This window comes from Amycolatopsis pittospori (genome assembly GCF_013870525.1).
Lineage (GTDB): Bacteria > Actinomycetota > Actinomycetes > Mycobacteriales > Pseudonocardiaceae > Amycolatopsis > Amycolatopsis pittospori.
In genome coordinates this window covers 12,256-27,576 of record NZ_JACBXD010000058.1, presented here as the reverse complement: position 1 = coordinate 27,576, position 15,321 = coordinate 12,256, and the positions used below count along the sequence as shown (strand labels likewise).

Sequence of the window (15,321 nt, the reverse complement as noted above, 5' to 3'; positions counted from 1 at the left end):
GGGGAACTACCTAGACGTCCAGGCTCTACACATCAAGAAAACGCACGTCCTTGGCGTTACGCGTGATGAAGGAACGGCGCGCTTCGACGTCCTCGCCCATCAGGACGGAGAACAGATCGTCGGCCTGCGCGGCGTCGTCCAGGGTGACCTGGCCGAGCAGCCGGTTCGCCGGGTCCATCGTGGTCTCCCACAGCTCCTCGGCGTTCATCTCACCGAGACCCTTGTAGCGCTGGATCGCGTCGTCCTTCGGCAGCTTCCGGCCGGCCTCGACACCCGCCTGGATGACGGCGTCGCGTTCCCTGTCGGAGTAGGCGTACTCCGGCTCCTGCCGCGGCCACTTGATCTTGTACAGCGGCGGCCGCGAGAGGAACACGTGTCCGTGCTCGATCAGCGGCGGCATGAACCGGAACAGGAAGGTGAGCAGCAGCGTGGTGATGTGCTGGCCGTCGACGTCGGCGTCGGCCATCAGCACGATCTTGTGGTAGCGCAGCTTCTCGAGGTCGAACTCTTCGTGGATGCCGGTGCCGAGCGCGGTGATCAGCGACTGGACCTCGGTGTTCTTGAGGACGCGGTCGATACGGGCCTTCTCGACGTTGATGATCTTGCCTCGGATCGGCAGGATCGCCTGGTACATCGAGTCGCGGCCTTCCTTGGCCGAACCGCCCGCCGAGTCACCCTCGACGATGTAGAGCTCGCATTCCGACGGGTTGGTCGAACGGCAGTCCTTGAGCTTGCCGGGCAGCCCGCCGATCTCCAGCGCGCCCTTGCGGCGGACCAGGTCGCGCGCCTTGCGGGCGGCCATCCGCGCCTGTGCCGAGGAGATCGACTTGTTGATGATCGTCTTCGCCTCGGTGGGGTTGCGCTCGAACCAGTCGCCCAGCCATTCGTTCGAGGTCTGCTGCACGAACGTCTTGGCCTCGCTGTTGCCCAGCTTGGTCTTGGTCTGGCCTTCGAACTGCGGCTCGGAGAGCTTGATCGAGACGATCGCGGCGAGCCCCTCGCGCACGTCGTCACCGGAGAGGTTGGCGTCCTTCTCCTTGAGCAGCTTCTTCTCGCGCGCGTACGCGTTGACGACGCGGGTGAGCGCGGCGCGGAAGCCCTCTTCGTGCGTGCCGCCCTCGTGCGTGTTGATCGTGTTGGCGAAGGTGTACACCGACGGCGTGAAGCCGTTGTTCCACTGCATGGCGACCTCGACCTCGAGGCCGGTGCCCTTGGCCTCGAAGGAGATCACGGAGGCGTGGATCGGGTCCTTGCTGCCGTTGATGTGCTTGACGAAGTCTTCGAGACCGCCCGGGTAGCAGTAGGTCTTCTCCTTGACCCGCGCCGCCTGGCCTGAAGCGTCCGCTTCGGTCTCTTCGTCGGCGACGCGCTCGTCGCGCAGCGAAAGGGTCAGGCCCTTGTTGAGGAAGGCCATCTCCTGAAGACGCCGGGAGATCGTCTCGAAGTTGTACGTCGTGGTCTCGAAGATGTCGCCGTCTGCCCAGAAGGTGATCGTCGTTCCGGTGTCGTCGGCGGGGCCGAGATCCTCCAGCTCGCCGGGGATCTGGTCGGTGTACACCTGCCGCCAGCTGTGTCCGCCGCGTTTGACTTCGGCGATCAGCTTGGTCGAGAGCGCGTTCACCACGGAGACGCCGACGCCGTGAAGACCACCGGAGACCGCGTAGGAGTCGCTGTCGAACTTGCCGCCCGCGTGAAGCACGGTGAGCACGACCTCGAGGGTCGGCTTCTTCTCCTTGGGGTGCATGTCGACCGGGATGCCGCGGCCGTCGTCGACGACGCGCACCCCACCGTCGGCCAGCAGGGTAACCTCGACCTTGGTGGCGTAACCGGCCATCGCCTCGTCGACGGAGTTGTCGACCACCTCTTGGACGAGGTGGTGGAGGCCGCGTTCACCGGTTGAACCGATGTACATACCGGGACGCTTGCGGACGGCTTCGAGACCTTCGAGCACCGTGATCGACGACGCGTTGTACTCGCTCTTGTTCTCGGTCACAGGCGTTGATTCTCCTCGTCTACCCCGAGCGGAAGCTCGCTCGTGGCCAGTGTACTTGGCCGCGTCCGCTGACATGCGGCAAGGACACCCCTGATTTGCTCACAGACGCGCTAATTCGTTCGAAGAAGAGTCTTGACGTTCGCGAAGCACTCTGAGCGCGTTCTCGGGGCGCTGGTGGCACAGTTGCCGCGAAGCGCAACTCGGATCAGCCGTACGTGTCACGCGGACCACGTCCCGGGACGTGCCGCGGCCCTTTCCGCCAGCTCGGCGCCGTCGGTCCCTGAATCCGCATCCGCTTCACCACGCCGTGCCCGACGCCGGCCGCGATCTTCGTCAGCAACTGACCCTGGAGCAGGCGCAACTGCGTCGCCCACGCCGTCGAACTGGCGCGGACGGTCAGCTCGCCGTCCTTCAGGGCCACCGGCTGGGCGTGTTCGGCGACCTCGTCACCCACAAGTCGCGCCCAGTTCCCGAAGACCTGGCCGTTGGCCAGCCGCGTGTTCCAGCCGCGGTCGACCGCGATCCGCGAGGCGAGCCTGCCGAGCGGCTGCGGGTCGCGCGTGTCGGCACCCGGCCCTGACCAGCGACGACGTCGCGGGCTCTGACCGTTCGCACCGGCCCCTCCTCCGGAGATACGGCCGCGGCGTACACCCGGTTCAACTCCGCGCGCCTTCGCTTTGGCCTTCGCGGCCTCCAGCGCGGCATGGGCGAGATCACGGCCGGTAGTCGCCTCTTTGCCTTCGGTATCGGTTGCGCCGTTCGGTGCAGAGGGCTTGTCACCCTGCGTGTCGAACAGGCCTCCCTCGCCCGGGTTACCGCCCGCACGGGGGGTGTCAAGCCGCTTTTCAGGCCCCTTGGTCACGCGGGGCGATAACGCGTTCACGGTGTTATCCACACTGTCCACAGGTTTGTCCCCAGATCGGTGGGCAACTGCTGTGGCGCCGATCACCCGGGGTGTCCGCTCCAGGGATCACCCTCGGTTGATCTCACCATCGGCCACGAGGAACCGGTGCCCGGCCAGTTCGGCGGGTACGTCCTCGTCCACGGCGGCGGTCACCAGCACCTGCTCGGCGCCTGCCGCCACCTCCGCCAGCCGGGCCCGGCGACGCCGGTCCAGCTCGGCGAACACATCATCCAGGAGAAGCACCGGTTCCCCGGCCTCGCCACGCAGGAGCTCGTAGCTTCCCAGACGCAGTGCGAGGGCGAACGACCAGGACTCCCCATGGCTCGCGTAGCCCTTGGCCGGTGCTTCGCCGAGGATGAGCTCGAGCTCGTCCCGGTGTGGGCCGACCATGCTCACCCCGCGCTCCAGCTCCAGGTTCCGGGACCGGCCCAGCGCCTCGACCAGCACTTCCTTGAGTACCGCTTCGTCCGCGCGAGGACCGTCCGGAACGCCGTAGCCTTCCGGCATCGCTTCGCCCAGGCTCGACTTGTAGGCGATCTTCGCCGGCCTCGAGTCGGGCGCGACCCCCATGTACGCGGCGGCCGTGTACGGCGCGAGGTCCGCGATGAGGTTGAGCCGGGCCGCCAGCAAGGCCGCCCCGGCCACCGCGAGATGGTCGTCCCAGACGTCGAGCGTCGACAACGCGTACGGGTCTTCGCGCCCCGTACGCCGTCTACCCGCTGTCTTGAGCAGGGCGTTCCGCTGCTTCAGCACCTTCTCGTAGTCCGCGCGGACCCCGGCGTACCGAGGCGCGCGAAGCACGAGGAGTTCGTCCATGAAGCGGCGGCGCTCCCCGGGATCCCCGCGCACGAGGGCGAGGTCCTCCGGGGAGAACAGCACCGTGCGCAGGATCCCGAGTACGTCCCTCGGTTTGCCGACCGCGCCGCGGTTGACCCGCGCGCGATTCGCCTTGCCGGGGGTGATCTCCAGCTCGACCGTCAGTTCGCGGTCGTCGTTGACCACCGCGACCCTGATCAGCGCGCGTTCGCAACCGTGCCGCACCAGGGGCGCGTCGGTCGCGACCCGGTGCGAACCCAGCGTCGCGATGTAGCCGATCGCCTCCAGGAGGTTCGTCTTGCCGCGGCCGTTCTGTCCGACGAGGACGGTGGGGCCGGGTTCGAGCGCGAGATCGGCGAGAGGCCAGGACCGGAAGTCGGTGACCTGGAGATGTCTGAGGTACAACCCGCCTAGCCGCCGACCTTCTTCACGGAGTGGCCGCCGAACTGGTTGCGCAGTGCGGCGACGGCGCGCATGGCGGCGGAGTCCTCCTGGCGGGAGGCGAATCGCGCGAACAGCGCGGCCGAGATGACCGGCGCCGGGACGGCGTTGTTGATCGCCTCTTCGAGGGTCCACCGGCCTTCGCCGGAATCCTCGACGTAGCCCTCGAGGTCGTCCAGCTCCGGGTCCTCGTCGAGTGCGCGGACGAGCAGGTCGAGCAGCCACGAGCGGACAACGGTCCCCCGCTGCCAGCCCTTGATCACCGCGGGCACGTTCTCGACGACCTTCGCGGCTTCGAGCAGCTCGAAGCCTTCGGCGAAGGCCTGCATCATGCCGTACTCGATGCCGTTGTGAATCATCTTCGCGTAGTGCCCGGAGCCGACGGCGCCGGCGTGCGAGAAGCCTTCTTCGCGCGGACCCTCGGGGCGAAGCGCGTCGAAGATCGGCATGGCCTTCTCGACGTCCGAAGCCGCTCCGCCGACCATCAGGCCGTAGCCGTTGTCCTTGCCCCACACGCCACCGGAAACCCCGCAGTCGAGGTAACCGATCTGCTTGGCCGCGAGCAGGTCGCCGTTGATCTTGTCGTCGGTGTACTTCGAGTTGCCGCCGTCGATGACGAGGTCACCCTCCGACAGCAGGTTGCCGAGCTCCGCGACGGTCTGCCGGGTGGGTTCACCGGCGGGCACCATGATCCAGACGATCCGCGGACCGTCCAGTTTGGACACCATGTCCTCGAGCGAGGTGGAGTCGGTGACGTCCGGGTTGCGGTCGTAGCCGACCACCTCGTGACCGGCCGCACGCAGCCGCTCACGCATGTTGAACCCCATTTTGCCGAGGCCGATGAGTCCCAGCTGAGCCATGAAGATCCCCTTTGGTGCGAAACAGAAACGACGGCCGGTCAGCCCGGGAGGCGGACCGGCATCAGGAGGTACAGGTAGCCGGGGACGACGTTGCCCTCTTCGTCGGCGGGCTTGATCAGCGCCGGCCGGTTCGGCGTGGTGAAGGTCAGCTCCGCGCGGTTGGCGTTCAGCGCGCCGAGACCGTCGACGAGGTAACCCGGGTTGAACGCGATGGTCACCGGCTCACCCTCGTAGTCGACCTGAAGCTCTTCCTCGGCCGAACCTTCGTCGTCGCCACCGGCGGACAGCCGCAGCGAGCCGTCGTTGAACTCCAGACGTACCTGGGTGCCACGCTCGGCGACCAGCGAAACCCGCTTGATCGACTCGGCGAGCGCGGAGACCTCGATGACCGCGCGCGACGTGTGCTGCGCCGGCAGCAGCTGCCGGTACGGCGGGAATTCCGCGTCGAGCAGACGGGTCGTCGTGTAGCGGCCGGAGCCGGAGAGGCCGAGGAGGCCCTCACCGCTGGCGAGCGCGAGCCGGATCTTGGCGCCGCTGGCACCGAGCGTCTTCGCGGCTTCGGCGAGCGTGCGCGCCGGGACGAGCACGGCCGCGTCGGACAGGCCCTCGGCCGGCTCCCAGGTGAACTCGCGCATGGCGAGCCGGAAGCGGTCGGTGGCGACCAGGGTCAGCGAGGAGCCGGAGATCTCCAGCCGCATACCGGTCAGCATCGGGAGTGTGTCGTCCTTGCCCGCGGCGACGACGACCTGCGTGACGGCCTGGCCGAAGGCGTCGCCGGTGAGTTCGCCGGCGAAGGCGGGCTGGGACGGGAGCTGCGGGTAGTCCTCGACCGGCATGGTCGGCAGGGAGAAGCGCGCGGATCCGCAGGTGATGGTCGCGCGGGCGCCGTCGACCGAGATCTCGACGGGCTGCGCGGGCAGCGCCTTCGTGATGTCGGCCAGCAGACGACCGGAGACCAGCAGGCGGCCGCCGTCGGCGATCGTGGCCGGGACCCCGACCGTGGCGGAGACCTCGTAGTCGAATCCGGAGACGGTGAGTGCGTCACTCGTCCCGTCGGATCCCGCATCGAGCAGGACACCGCCCAGAACCGGGACCGGAGGCCGCGACGGGAGGCTTCTCGCCACCCACGCGACGGCGTCGGCCAGCCCGTCACGCTCGACGCGGATCTTCATGCGCGCTTCCTTTCGACAGCCGAGCCCCTGACGGCTCGAAAGCTCAACGGGTCACCGCGGCCGGAGAGCGCGATGGCCGGGTGCCTCGCAGGTGTGTTCCGGTCCCAGCGAGGACGCGAACGCACGTCGACGCGTGGACCAGGTGCAGGGACCCACGTTAGGCCGTCCCCGGGGTCCACGTCACCTCGGCCTCCCCTTGCTTTTGTCGACAAGACGACACGGTTCGTCGGCTGTCCCCAGATTCGTCCTTCGCCTGTTTTTGTTTTATTCCCTTCTTAAGAAGAACAAAAGACAGCAGTAGTAATAGGCGTTGTGGATTGTGTGGACAAGCCTCGTTCGCGCAGGTGGCGGGCCGTCCGGGCGTGTGGACGGCCTGTGTGTGCGACCGGTGGACAACTCGGGGCGTCGGTGGATGGTTTCGGGCGGGGCCCGAGCTGTCCACATTCATCCACAGTTGTCCCCATGGTTATCCCCAGATGTGAGGCGATTTGTACCCAGGGGCTGTGGGTCCGGTTGGTGACCGGAATCGCCCTGGAGAGTGATCCGAGCAGCCTGGGTAATCCTTGTGCACAGAATGTGAACAACCTGGGGACAGCGTGTGGATCATGGTGTGGAAATGCTGTGGATTGCCTGTGAGTGCGATGTGGACGGAAACCCGATCGTCGCTGGTGCGGAGCTCGCGGAAGTTGTGCACAAAGTACTCACAGGGTGTGGATTCCCTTTGTGCACAAGGGAAATCCTTCGCTCGCGTAGGAGCGCTTCGCGTCCTTCGCGGGCGTACGTCATGTTCCTTGGGTACCCAGTCTTCGCGGCGCTTAACGGCCTTCTGACCGATGTGGACGGCCGCACGAGCGGGAAGAGGGCATGAAGAAGGGGCTCCCACCTGGACGGTGAGAGCCCCTGAAAGCCTTGTGTGCTAAGGGATTACTGCCGAGCGCGCTGCTTGATCCTGGAGGTGAGCTCCTGGACCTGGTCATAGATACGCCGTCGTTCGGCCATCTCCTTGCGGATCTTCTTGTCCGCGTGCATGACCGTCGTATGGTCGCGGCCACCGAAGGTCTGCCCGATCTTCGGCAGCGACATGTCCGTCAGCTCGCGGCAGAGGTACATCGCGATCTGCCGCGCGGTCGCGAGCGCCTTCGTCTTGCCGGGCCCGCAGAGGTCGTCGAGCGTCACGTCGAAGAACTCCGAAGTGACACCCATGATGGTCGGCGCGGTGATCTCCGGCGCGTGCGAATCCGGGATGAGGTCCCGGAGCACGATCTCGGCGAGGCCGACGTCGACCGGCTGCTGGTTCAGCGACGCGAAGGCGGTGACACGGATGAGCGCGCCTTCGAGCTCCCGGATGTTCGCCTCGACGCGCGAGGCGATGAACTCCAGGACCTCGCCGGGTACCGCGAGCCTGTCCTGGGCGGCCTTCTTGCGAAGGATCGCGATCCGGGTTTCGAGCTCGGGCGGCTGGATGTCGGTGATGAGACCCCACTCGAACCGCGTGCGCAGCCGGTCTTCCAGCGTTTCGAGGCGCTTCGGTGGGCGGTCGGAGGAGACGACGATCTGCTTGTTCGCGTTGTGGAGGGTGTTGAAGGTGTGGAAGAACTCTTCCTGCGTACCTTCTTTTCCTTCCAGGAACTGGATGTCGTCGACGAGCAGGATGTCGATGTCGCGGTAGCGGCGCTGGAACGCGACCTTGCGGTCGTCTCGCAGCGAGTTGATGAAGTCGTTGGTGAACTCTTCGGTCGACACGTACCGCACGCGCATACCGGGGAACAGCCGCTGGGCGTAGTGCCCGACGGCGTGCAGCAGGTGGGTCTTCCCGAGTCCGGACTCTCCCCAGATGAACAACGGGTTGTACGCGCGGGCCGGCGCTTCGGCGACCGCGACGGCGGCCGCGTGCGCGAAGCGGTTCGACGCACCGATGACGAAGGTGTCGAACGTGTACTTCTCGTTGAGCTTCGTCTTCGACGTCTGCGGCTGCGCCGGCGCGGTGTAGGGCTGCCCAGCGATCGGCTGGCCGGAGAACGTCGGCCAGATCTCGGTCACGGCGGCGAGAGCTTCGCCCTCTTCGTCGACTTCTTCGTCACTGTCGTCGCCGTCGTTGAGGCTGTTGTCCACCGGCTGCCTCGGCGGCCGTGGCTTCGGCGGCTCGGGCCGCGGCCTGTTCGGGGACAGCATGCCGTCGCCGTCGGGCAGCGGAGGCGGCCCGGCAGCCGGGCCGGAACCGTTTTCCACCCGGCCGGGTGACGCGTCATAACGATGGTCGGGCGCGGGCGGCTGCATCGAGGTGTGCGTCTCGGTGCTGTCGACCTTCACCGCGAGCGAGACCGCGCGGCCGAGCCGACGCGAAAGGGCTTCAGTGATGGCTCCGCGAAGGGCGCGTTCGATCGCTTCCTTCGCGAAGTCGCTGGGAGCGGCGAGCAATGCGGTGCCGTCGAGCAGCCCGATCGGGCGCGTCACCCGCATCCAGGCGCGCTGCTGCGGAGAGAGGGTGCCGTCGGACAGTTCACGAACGACCTGCTCCCAGATGACGCCAAGATTGTGCTGGTGCTCGGACACCTGCCTGACTCCCCTCCCCTCATCGGTGCGTGCGGCTGCCGCCCGATTCCCCCGGGGCGAGCTTCATCATGGCCCGATCAGCGCATGCGCACAGCAAATATCCACATAGTTGTCCACAGCTGTGCACTAATGTACGGCGGCCCGCGGCGACGCCACCTGCGGGCTCAACGTAGGCCGACGGGACGCCTCCACATCCCAAGGACACCCGGGCGCCTAAGCCGTTCCACCTCGGCGAAAGTCCGGGAGAGGCACGCTAACAAGCCTCGCCCGCTGCCACAAGGCATCCTCACGCGCAAGCATTTCACGGTGTACGGCGTGTTGCCATTCGGTACCTTCGCGTTGCCTGTGATCACTCTTCACGCCGGTCGCGGTGCGTGGTCGAGGGGGTGCCTGCCGGACCCGCGAGATGAGTGCGTACCCTCGTAAGGTCTCCCGTATACAGCGGGGGCGTTTCGCGTGCCCACGTTGTCGTCGCTCGACGTGACGAGGCCACACGTTGGTAGGAGACACCACAGACTGCCGTGCGTCAGCACGACACGCCAGGAACGGGTCGAACCGCTCCCGGCGGCCGATGAAACAGGAGAAGTAAGTCGTGAGCAAGGGTAAGCGCACCTTCCAGCCGAACAACCGCCGACGCGCCCGGGTCCACGGGTTCCGGCTTCGGATGCGGACCCGCGCCGGCCGGGCCATCCTGGCGGCTCGCCGTCGCAAGGGCCGCGGCGCGCTGTCCGCCTGATCCGGCCGCCGTCGAGGGACGTCGTGCTGCCGGCCGCCGCGCGTTTGCGGCGCAGTGAGGATTTCCGTGCCGTGATGCGGCGTGGGGCCAAGGCAGGCAGGCGCCGCCTCGTCGTCCATGCGTTGTCCACGGACCCGTCCGATGCCGCCGAAGCGGCGCGGGCGGGTTTTGTGGTGAGCAAGGCCGTCGGGAATTCGGTGGTGCGCCACCGGGTCTCCCGCAGGTTGAGGCATCTCGTTTCCGCCAGGATCGGAACACTGCCGCCGGGGAGCTCGTTGGTGATACGGGCACTACCTCCGGCCGCGGACGCGTCCAGCGCGGAACTCGGCTCGGACCTCGACGCGTCTCTGCGGCGCCTCGGGCTCTCCGGGTCTTCCGCCGTCGCGGGGAAGTCCCGCCAGGCGCGACCCCCCGACAACGGATCAGCGGTGTAACGGCATGCGAGCCACCGAGAACGAGACCACCGACGAAGCCCGGCCGGGCCCGGTGGCCTGGGTCCTGCTCCTGCCCATCAAGCTGTATCGCAAGGCGATATCCCCCTTCCTTCCTCCGGCGTGCCGGTTCTACCCGAGCTGTAGCGCGTACGCCGTAGAGGCACTGACCCGGCACGGCGCCGGCCGCGGTACCTACCTCGCGGTCCGGCGCCTGCTGCGCTGTGGCCCGTGGACCATGCCCGGCCGCGACCCGGTACCCGAGACGTTCTCGTGGCGCCACCGCCGACCTGAAACACCGATCGAGGAGTAGCTCAGTGCTCGACTTCATCTACTACCCCGTGTCCTTCATCTTGTGGTGTTGGCACAAGGTCTTCGGGCTCGTGTTCGGTGAGGCGAACGCGGTCTCCTGGGTTCTGGCGATCATCTTCCTGACGTTCACGGTCCGCGGCATCATGTTCAAGCCGTTCGTGAACCAGGTCCGGTCGATGAAGAAGATGCAGGACTTCGCGCCGGAAATGAAGAAGATCCAGAAGAAGTACTCCAACGACCGGCAGCGCCAGGCGATGGAGATGCAGAAGCTCCAGAAGGAGCACGGCGTCAACCCGCTGGGCAGCTGCCTGCCGATGCTGCTGCAGATCCCGGTCTTCATCGGTCTGAACCACGTCCTGCGGATGTTCACCATCAATCCGTACGGTGGCCCGAAGACCGAGAACTACTTCTTCGACCAGGCCGGTGTCGAGTCGTACGTCAACGCGAAGCTGTTCGGCACCAACCTCGGCGAGGCCATCTACACCGGTGTCGACATGGTCAGCGGCGGCAACACCGCCGCCGGTTTCCACTGGCACGTCGCCCCGGTCGCCATCCCGCTGATGATCGTCGCCAGCATCGCCACGCACCTCACCGCGCGTCACTCGGTCCAGCGCCAGAACCCCGAGTCGGCCACCCCGCAGACCGCGATGATGAACAAGCTGACGATGTACATCTTCCCGCTCGGTGTCCTCGTCTTCGGTGCCCTGTTCCCGATCGGTCTGCTCTTCTACTGGCTCGCCAACAACGGCTGGACCCTGATGCAGCAGCGCCTCGTCTACACGAAGATCGACAAGGAAGAAGAGGCCCGCAAGGAAGCCGAGAAGGAGAAGCGCGCCAACCTCGGCCCGAAGCCGGGCCAGAAGCCGACCGCGCCGCGCCCCGGCCAGAAGCCCGTCCAGCAGAAGCGGAACAAGCAGCAGTCCGGTGGCGGCCAGGTTCGCAAGGCCGGCTCGCCCCACGGCTTCGCCCAGACCGGTTCGTCCGCCGAAGAGAAGAAGGACGCCACCAACGCGTCAGCCGAGCCGTCGACGAACGGCTCGAAGGAGAACGGCACGGACGTGCCCGGTCTCATCTCGGACTCGACTAAGAAATCGGGCCGGAAGCGTCGCTGACGCTGATCCGGGCTGGAGAGGAGACTAAGAATGGCGGAGACGATCGACACGATCGACGCCGAGGAGAACAGCGCGGCCGAGGAAACGGACGCCGCTGAAGAGACCGGTCGCAAGGGAGGTGTCGACGACGACGTCCTCGTGAAGGAGGGCGACATCGCCGGCGACTACCTCGAGCGGCTGCTCGACCTTCTGGACTACGACGGCGACATCGACCTCGATGTCGAGGCGGGCCGCGCGATCGTCAGCATCGACGGTGGCGAGGATCTGGAGAAGCTGGTCGGCCCGCGCGGCACCGTGCTCGAAGCGCTGCAGGAGCTGACCCGGCTGGCGGTCCAGCAGGAGACCGGTTCGCGGAGCCGCCTGATGCTGGACATCGCGAGCTGGCGTGCGGACCGTCGCGAGGAGCTTCGCGAACTCGGTCGCTCCACCGCCGAGACCGTGGTGTCGTCCGGCGAGCGTGTCCGGCTGCAGCCGATGAGCCCGTTCGAGCGGAAGGTCGTGCACGACGCGGTCGCCTCCGTCGACGGGGTCAAGAGCGAGAGCGAAGGAGAGGACCCGAAGCGCCGGGTCGTCATCTTCCCCGCCTGACAGTCCTCTTGAGAGAAGCGGCCCGCCGGTCTTCCGGCGGGCCGCTTCTTTGTGTTCGGGTGTAGCGAGAGGTGAGGGGTGCTCCACTCCTCGGAGGATCCTTCGATCACCCGCTTCGTCCCGCACCGGGCTGAGTCGGCCCGGCAACCCGAGGCATACGTCTGGCGGTGGACGCGGAACGGACGCCGGATTACCTGGTTCCCGCGGGCGTTGGCCTGAGTGGAGAGCCGAACCACGGAGCAAGACCAGACGAGGTTCCTTGGCCCCGGCGGCGGGGAGCGGGTACACGCCGTCGAGTACCACTGGCTCGACGCGGTGAAATCCGTTCGGCGAGCCCGTGCCCCACGCGCAGGTTTCGAGCCGGACGGTCGAGCCGCTGGCGCCACCTGAACTGGTCGGTGATCTGTTCGCTCTCCACGAAGCCGCCGGAATCCAGTTACGTGTCCTCCCGAACCTGTGGCGCTCCTGACTTGGCTCGCGAAGCGAATTACACGCGTGGCGTTTCACGTGAAACGCGCGAACGACGAGTGGAGTTGTCCACAACTTCGGTCTGTCTCCCCGCTTTGCGGTCGCCGTCATGGACAATCGGTTGAGCGCGTTTCACGTGAAACGGCGTCGAGGTTGAGGGAGCGAGTGTGGGCTTGGACGGGGTCGCCGCATCGGTACGGAGTGCGGCGGCGGAGGTGTTCGGAGACCGCCTCGAGCAAGCCGCCGGCTACGTCGAGCTTCTGGAGCTCCACGGTGTCGAGCGTGGGCTCATCGGTCCCCGTGAGGTCGACCGGCTCTGGGAACGGCACGTGCTGAACTCCGCGGTGATCGGCGAACGGATCCCCGAGGGTGCCCGCGTGGTCGACGTCGGGTCGGGCGCGGGGCTTCCGGGTGTACCGCTCGCGATCAGCCGACCGGACCTGGATATCGTTCTGCTCGAACCGATGGCCCGCCGGGTCGACTGGCTGGCCGAGGTTGCCGACAAGCTGGAACTCCCCATCACCGTTGTCCGCGGGCGCGCGGAGGAGCGGCAGGTGCGCGAGGAGCTCGGTGGCGCGGATGTCGTCACCGCCCGGGCGGTCGCCCCATTGGCCCGGCTCGCGAACTGGTGTCTCCCGCTCGTGCGTTCTCAAGGTGCTCTGGTCGCCCTCAAAGGAGCGAGCGCCGGAGAGGAAATCGAACGCGATCGTGTCGCCGTCCGGAAGGCCGGCGGCGGTGAGCCTGAGGTCTTCGAGTGCGGCACAAAGGTGCTCGAGGTTCCCAGCACGGTCGTCGTGATCCATCGCCTGCCTCCGAAACCGAACCGGTCGCGCGGCAGGCGAAGCTAGTCCAGTTCCACGTGAAACAACGCAGAACGACTCCAACGTCTAATACAGAGGAGGCTCGAGACCGGTGACTCCCCCGCCGTCCGACCCTGCGAGCACTGGCCACGAACTCGGCTGGACACCCATCGCCGAAGAGGCTGTCCGCGCCGCCAGCGTGCTGCACCCCAAGGAGGGTGCGCTCCCCCGACCGGCCCGTCGACGCGTGCTGACGGTCGCCAATCAGAAGGGCGGCGTCGGTAAGACGACGAGCACGGTGAACCTCGCCGCCGCCCTCGCCGTCCACGGGCTGAAGACGCTCGTGATCGACCTCGACCCTCAGGGCAACGCGAGCACGGCGCTCGACATCGACCACCGCTCCGGCACGCCATCGATCTACGAGGTGCTGATCGGTGAGGTGACGCTCGCCGAGGCGGCCGCGCAGAGCGAGCAGTCACCGAACCTCTACTGCGTGCCCGCCACCATCGACCTCGCCGGTGCCGAGATCGAACTCGTGTCGATGGCGTCCCGGGAGATGCGGCTCAAGGAGGCGCTGTCGTCCGAGATCCTCGACGAGATCGGCGTCGACTACGTCTTCATCGACTGTCCGCCGTCGCTCGGTCTGCTGACCGTCAACGCGATGGTCGCCGCGCAGGAGGTGCTGATCCCGATCCAGTGCGAGTACTACGCGCTCGAAGGTCTGGGTCAGCTGCTGAGCAATATCGAGCTCGTCCAGAAGCACCTGAACCGTGAACTGAACGTCTCCACGATCCTCCTCACCATGTACGACGGCCGGACGAAGCTGGCCGATCAGGTGACGAACGAGGTCCGGAACCACTTCGGGGACACTGTTCTGAAGACGGTCATCCCGCGCAGCGTGAAGGTGTCCGAGGCACCCGGCTATGGGCAGACGGTCCTCGCGTACGACCCGGGTTCCCGTGGCGCGATGAGCTACGTGGACGCGGCGAAGGAGATCGCACAACGGGGTGCGGAGATGAAGGAAAGGAGCGGTACGGCATGAGCGAGCGCAGAGGGGGGCTCGGGCGCGGGCTCGCCGCCCTGATCCCCACCGGCCCGCCACCGGGCTCTGCGGCCCCGGCCGAGAACGGCTCCGCAGCCGCTCCCGGTCTCCCGCCCAAGCCCGCGGGTCCGGACGACAAGGGCTGGTTCGCGGCCAACGGTGAGGCCGGTTCGGTCGGCGGCTCGGTCGCCGGAGCGGTCTACCGCGAGGTTCCGGTCAGCCAGATCAAGCCGAACCCGAAGCAGCCGCGGCAGGTCTTCGACGAGGACGCGCTCAGTGAGCTGGAGCACTCGATCCGCGAGTTCGGACTCATGCAGCCCATCGTGGTCCGGGAGCTCGGCACCGACGAGTACGAACTCGTCATGGGCGAGCGGCGTCTGCGCGCGTCGCAGCTGGCGGAACTGAAGGTGATCCCGGCGATCGTCCGCCAGACCGCCGACGAGGCGATGCTGCGCGACGCGCTCCTCGAGAACATCCACCGCGTTCAGCTCAACCCGCTCGAAGAGGCGGCCGCTTATCAGCAGCTGCTCGACGAGTTCGCGGTCACCCACGAGGAGCTGGCCGGCCGGATCGGGCGCAGCCGCCCGGTCATCACGAACACGATCCGCTTGCTCAAACTCCCTCTTGCGGTCCAGCGACGGGTAGCCGCCGGGGTGCTTTCGGCGGGCCACGCGCGGGCGCTGCTCTCGCTCGAAGACGCCGAAAGTCAGGAAGAGCTGGCCGCGCGGATCATCGCGGAAGGCATGTCGGTCCGCGCGACCGAGGAAGCCGTCACGCTCAAGAAGAGCGAGAAGCCGGCCAAGCCGAAGCCCGCTCCCCGCAAACCGATCCAGGCGCCGGGTCTCCAAGATCTGGCGAACCGGCTTTCGGACCGCTTCGACACCCGCGTGAAGGTCGACCTCGGTCGCCGCAAGGGGCGGATCACGCTCGAATTCGGCTCGGTTGACGATCTTGAACGCATCGTCGCGCTGATGGATGCGAATCAGGCAAATCAGACATCGAAAACCGATGAGTGATTACACCGGGTCGTTTTGTCACGGTGACGATTGCTCAGTGATGATCACGGGATAACTCTGAGTGCTTGAACTGGGGG

The 15,321-nt window shown here is 66.9% G+C and carries 14 protein-coding genes and 1 pseudogene; 9 read left to right on the top strand and 6 right to left on the bottom strand.

Features of this window, described 5'->3' with window-relative positions; all coding sequences use genetic code 11:
- Nucleotides 1–25: 25 nt before the first annotated feature.
- The 6 genes from gyrB to dnaA all read right to left on the bottom strand — a co-directional run bounded on the left by gyrB (nt 26) and on the right by dnaA (nt 8,739).
- The gene (gene gyrB, locus H5J31_RS27560) at nt 26–1,993 is read right to left on the bottom strand and encodes a DNA topoisomerase (ATP-hydrolyzing) subunit B (protein WP_181775563.1); all 1,968 of its coding nucleotides are present in this window, start codon (nt 1,991–1,993) and stop codon (nt 26–28) included.
- A 205-nt stretch (nt 1,994–2,198) separates the two neighbouring features.
- Entirely contained in the window at nt 2,199–2,690 is a 492-nt protein-coding gene (locus H5J31_RS27555) for a DciA family protein (RefSeq protein ID WP_181775587.1), read from the bottom strand.
- Nucleotides 2,691–2,963: 273 nt separating this feature from the next.
- On the bottom strand, nt 2,964–4,118 hold the full coding sequence (gene recF, locus H5J31_RS27550; RefSeq protein WP_181775562.1) for a DNA replication/repair protein RecF: 1,155 nt from the start codon (nt 4,116–4,118) through the stop codon (nt 2,964–2,966).
- Nucleotides 4,119–4,123: 5 nt separating this feature from the next.
- Complete coding sequence (gene gnd / locus H5J31_RS27545) at nt 4,124–5,014, bottom strand: phosphogluconate dehydrogenase (NAD(+)-dependent, decarboxylating) (RefSeq protein ID WP_181775561.1); 891 nt, start codon at nt 5,012–5,014, stop codon at nt 4,124–4,126.
- Nucleotides 5,015–5,052: 38 nt separating this feature from the next.
- Nucleotides 5,053–6,186: a DNA polymerase III subunit beta gene (dnaN, locus tag H5J31_RS27540; protein WP_181775560.1), complete on the bottom strand. Its 1,134-nt coding sequence runs from the start codon at nt 6,184–6,186 to the stop codon at nt 5,053–5,055.
- Nucleotides 6,187–7,110: 924 nt separating this feature from the next.
- The gene (gene dnaA, locus H5J31_RS27535; RefSeq protein WP_181775559.1) at nt 7,111–8,739 is read right to left on the bottom strand and encodes a chromosomal replication initiator protein DnaA; all 1,629 of its coding nucleotides are present in this window, start codon (nt 8,737–8,739) and stop codon (nt 7,111–7,113) included.
- 592 nt (nt 8,740–9,331) lie between these two features.
- Here dnaA and rpmH point away from each other — a divergent pair.
- The 9 genes and pseudogenes from rpmH to H5J31_RS27495 all read left to right on the top strand — a co-directional run bounded on the left by rpmH (nt 9,332) and on the right by H5J31_RS27495 (nt 15,244).
- Nucleotides 9,332–9,475: a 50S ribosomal protein L34 gene (gene rpmH / locus H5J31_RS27530; protein ID WP_005154511.1), complete on the top strand. Its 144-nt coding sequence runs from the start codon at nt 9,332–9,334 to the stop codon at nt 9,473–9,475.
- A gap of 23 nt (nt 9,476–9,498) precedes the next feature.
- Nucleotides 9,499–9,909: a ribonuclease P protein component gene (gene rnpA, locus H5J31_RS27525; protein WP_181775558.1), complete on the top strand. Its 411-nt coding sequence runs from the start codon at nt 9,499–9,501 to the stop codon at nt 9,907–9,909.
- A 4-nt stretch (nt 9,910–9,913) separates the two neighbouring features.
- The gene (yidD, locus tag H5J31_RS27520; RefSeq protein ID WP_181775557.1) at nt 9,914–10,219 is read left to right on the top strand and encodes a membrane protein insertion efficiency factor YidD; all 306 of its coding nucleotides are present in this window, start codon (nt 9,914–9,916) and stop codon (nt 10,217–10,219) included.
- Nucleotides 10,220–10,223: 4 nt separating this feature from the next.
- On the top strand, nt 10,224–11,330 hold the full coding sequence (gene yidC, locus H5J31_RS27515) for a membrane protein insertase YidC (RefSeq protein ID WP_181775556.1): 1,107 nt from the start codon (nt 10,224–10,226) through the stop codon (nt 11,328–11,330).
- 30 nt (nt 11,331–11,360) lie between these two features.
- Complete coding sequence (locus H5J31_RS27510) at nt 11,361–11,918, top strand: Jag family protein (protein ID WP_181775555.1); 558 nt, start codon at nt 11,361–11,363, stop codon at nt 11,916–11,918.
- Nucleotides 11,919–11,996: 78 nt separating this feature from the next.
- Nucleotides 11,997–12,387, top strand: a pseudogene (locus H5J31_RS40460) (DUF6886 family protein).
- Nucleotides 12,388–12,553: 166 nt separating this feature from the next.
- Nucleotides 12,554–13,234, top strand: a complete 681-nt coding sequence (gene rsmG / locus H5J31_RS27505; protein ID WP_181775554.1) for a 16S rRNA (guanine(527)-N(7))-methyltransferase RsmG — start codon at nt 12,554–12,556, stop codon at nt 13,232–13,234.
- Between the two features lie 64 nt (nt 13,235–13,298).
- Nucleotides 13,299–14,228, top strand: coding sequence for a ParA family protein (locus tag H5J31_RS27500; protein WP_181775553.1), 930 nt, complete (start codon nt 13,299–13,301; stop codon nt 14,226–14,228).
- Nucleotides 14,225–15,244 (top strand): ParB/RepB/Spo0J family partition protein, encoded by a 1,020-nt coding sequence (locus tag H5J31_RS27495; RefSeq protein ID WP_181775552.1) that lies wholly within the window; start codon nt 14,225–14,227, stop codon nt 15,242–15,244. The genes H5J31_RS27500 and H5J31_RS27495 overlap by 4 nt, the downstream gene beginning before the upstream one ends.
- Nucleotides 15,245–15,321 lie beyond the last annotated feature (77 nt).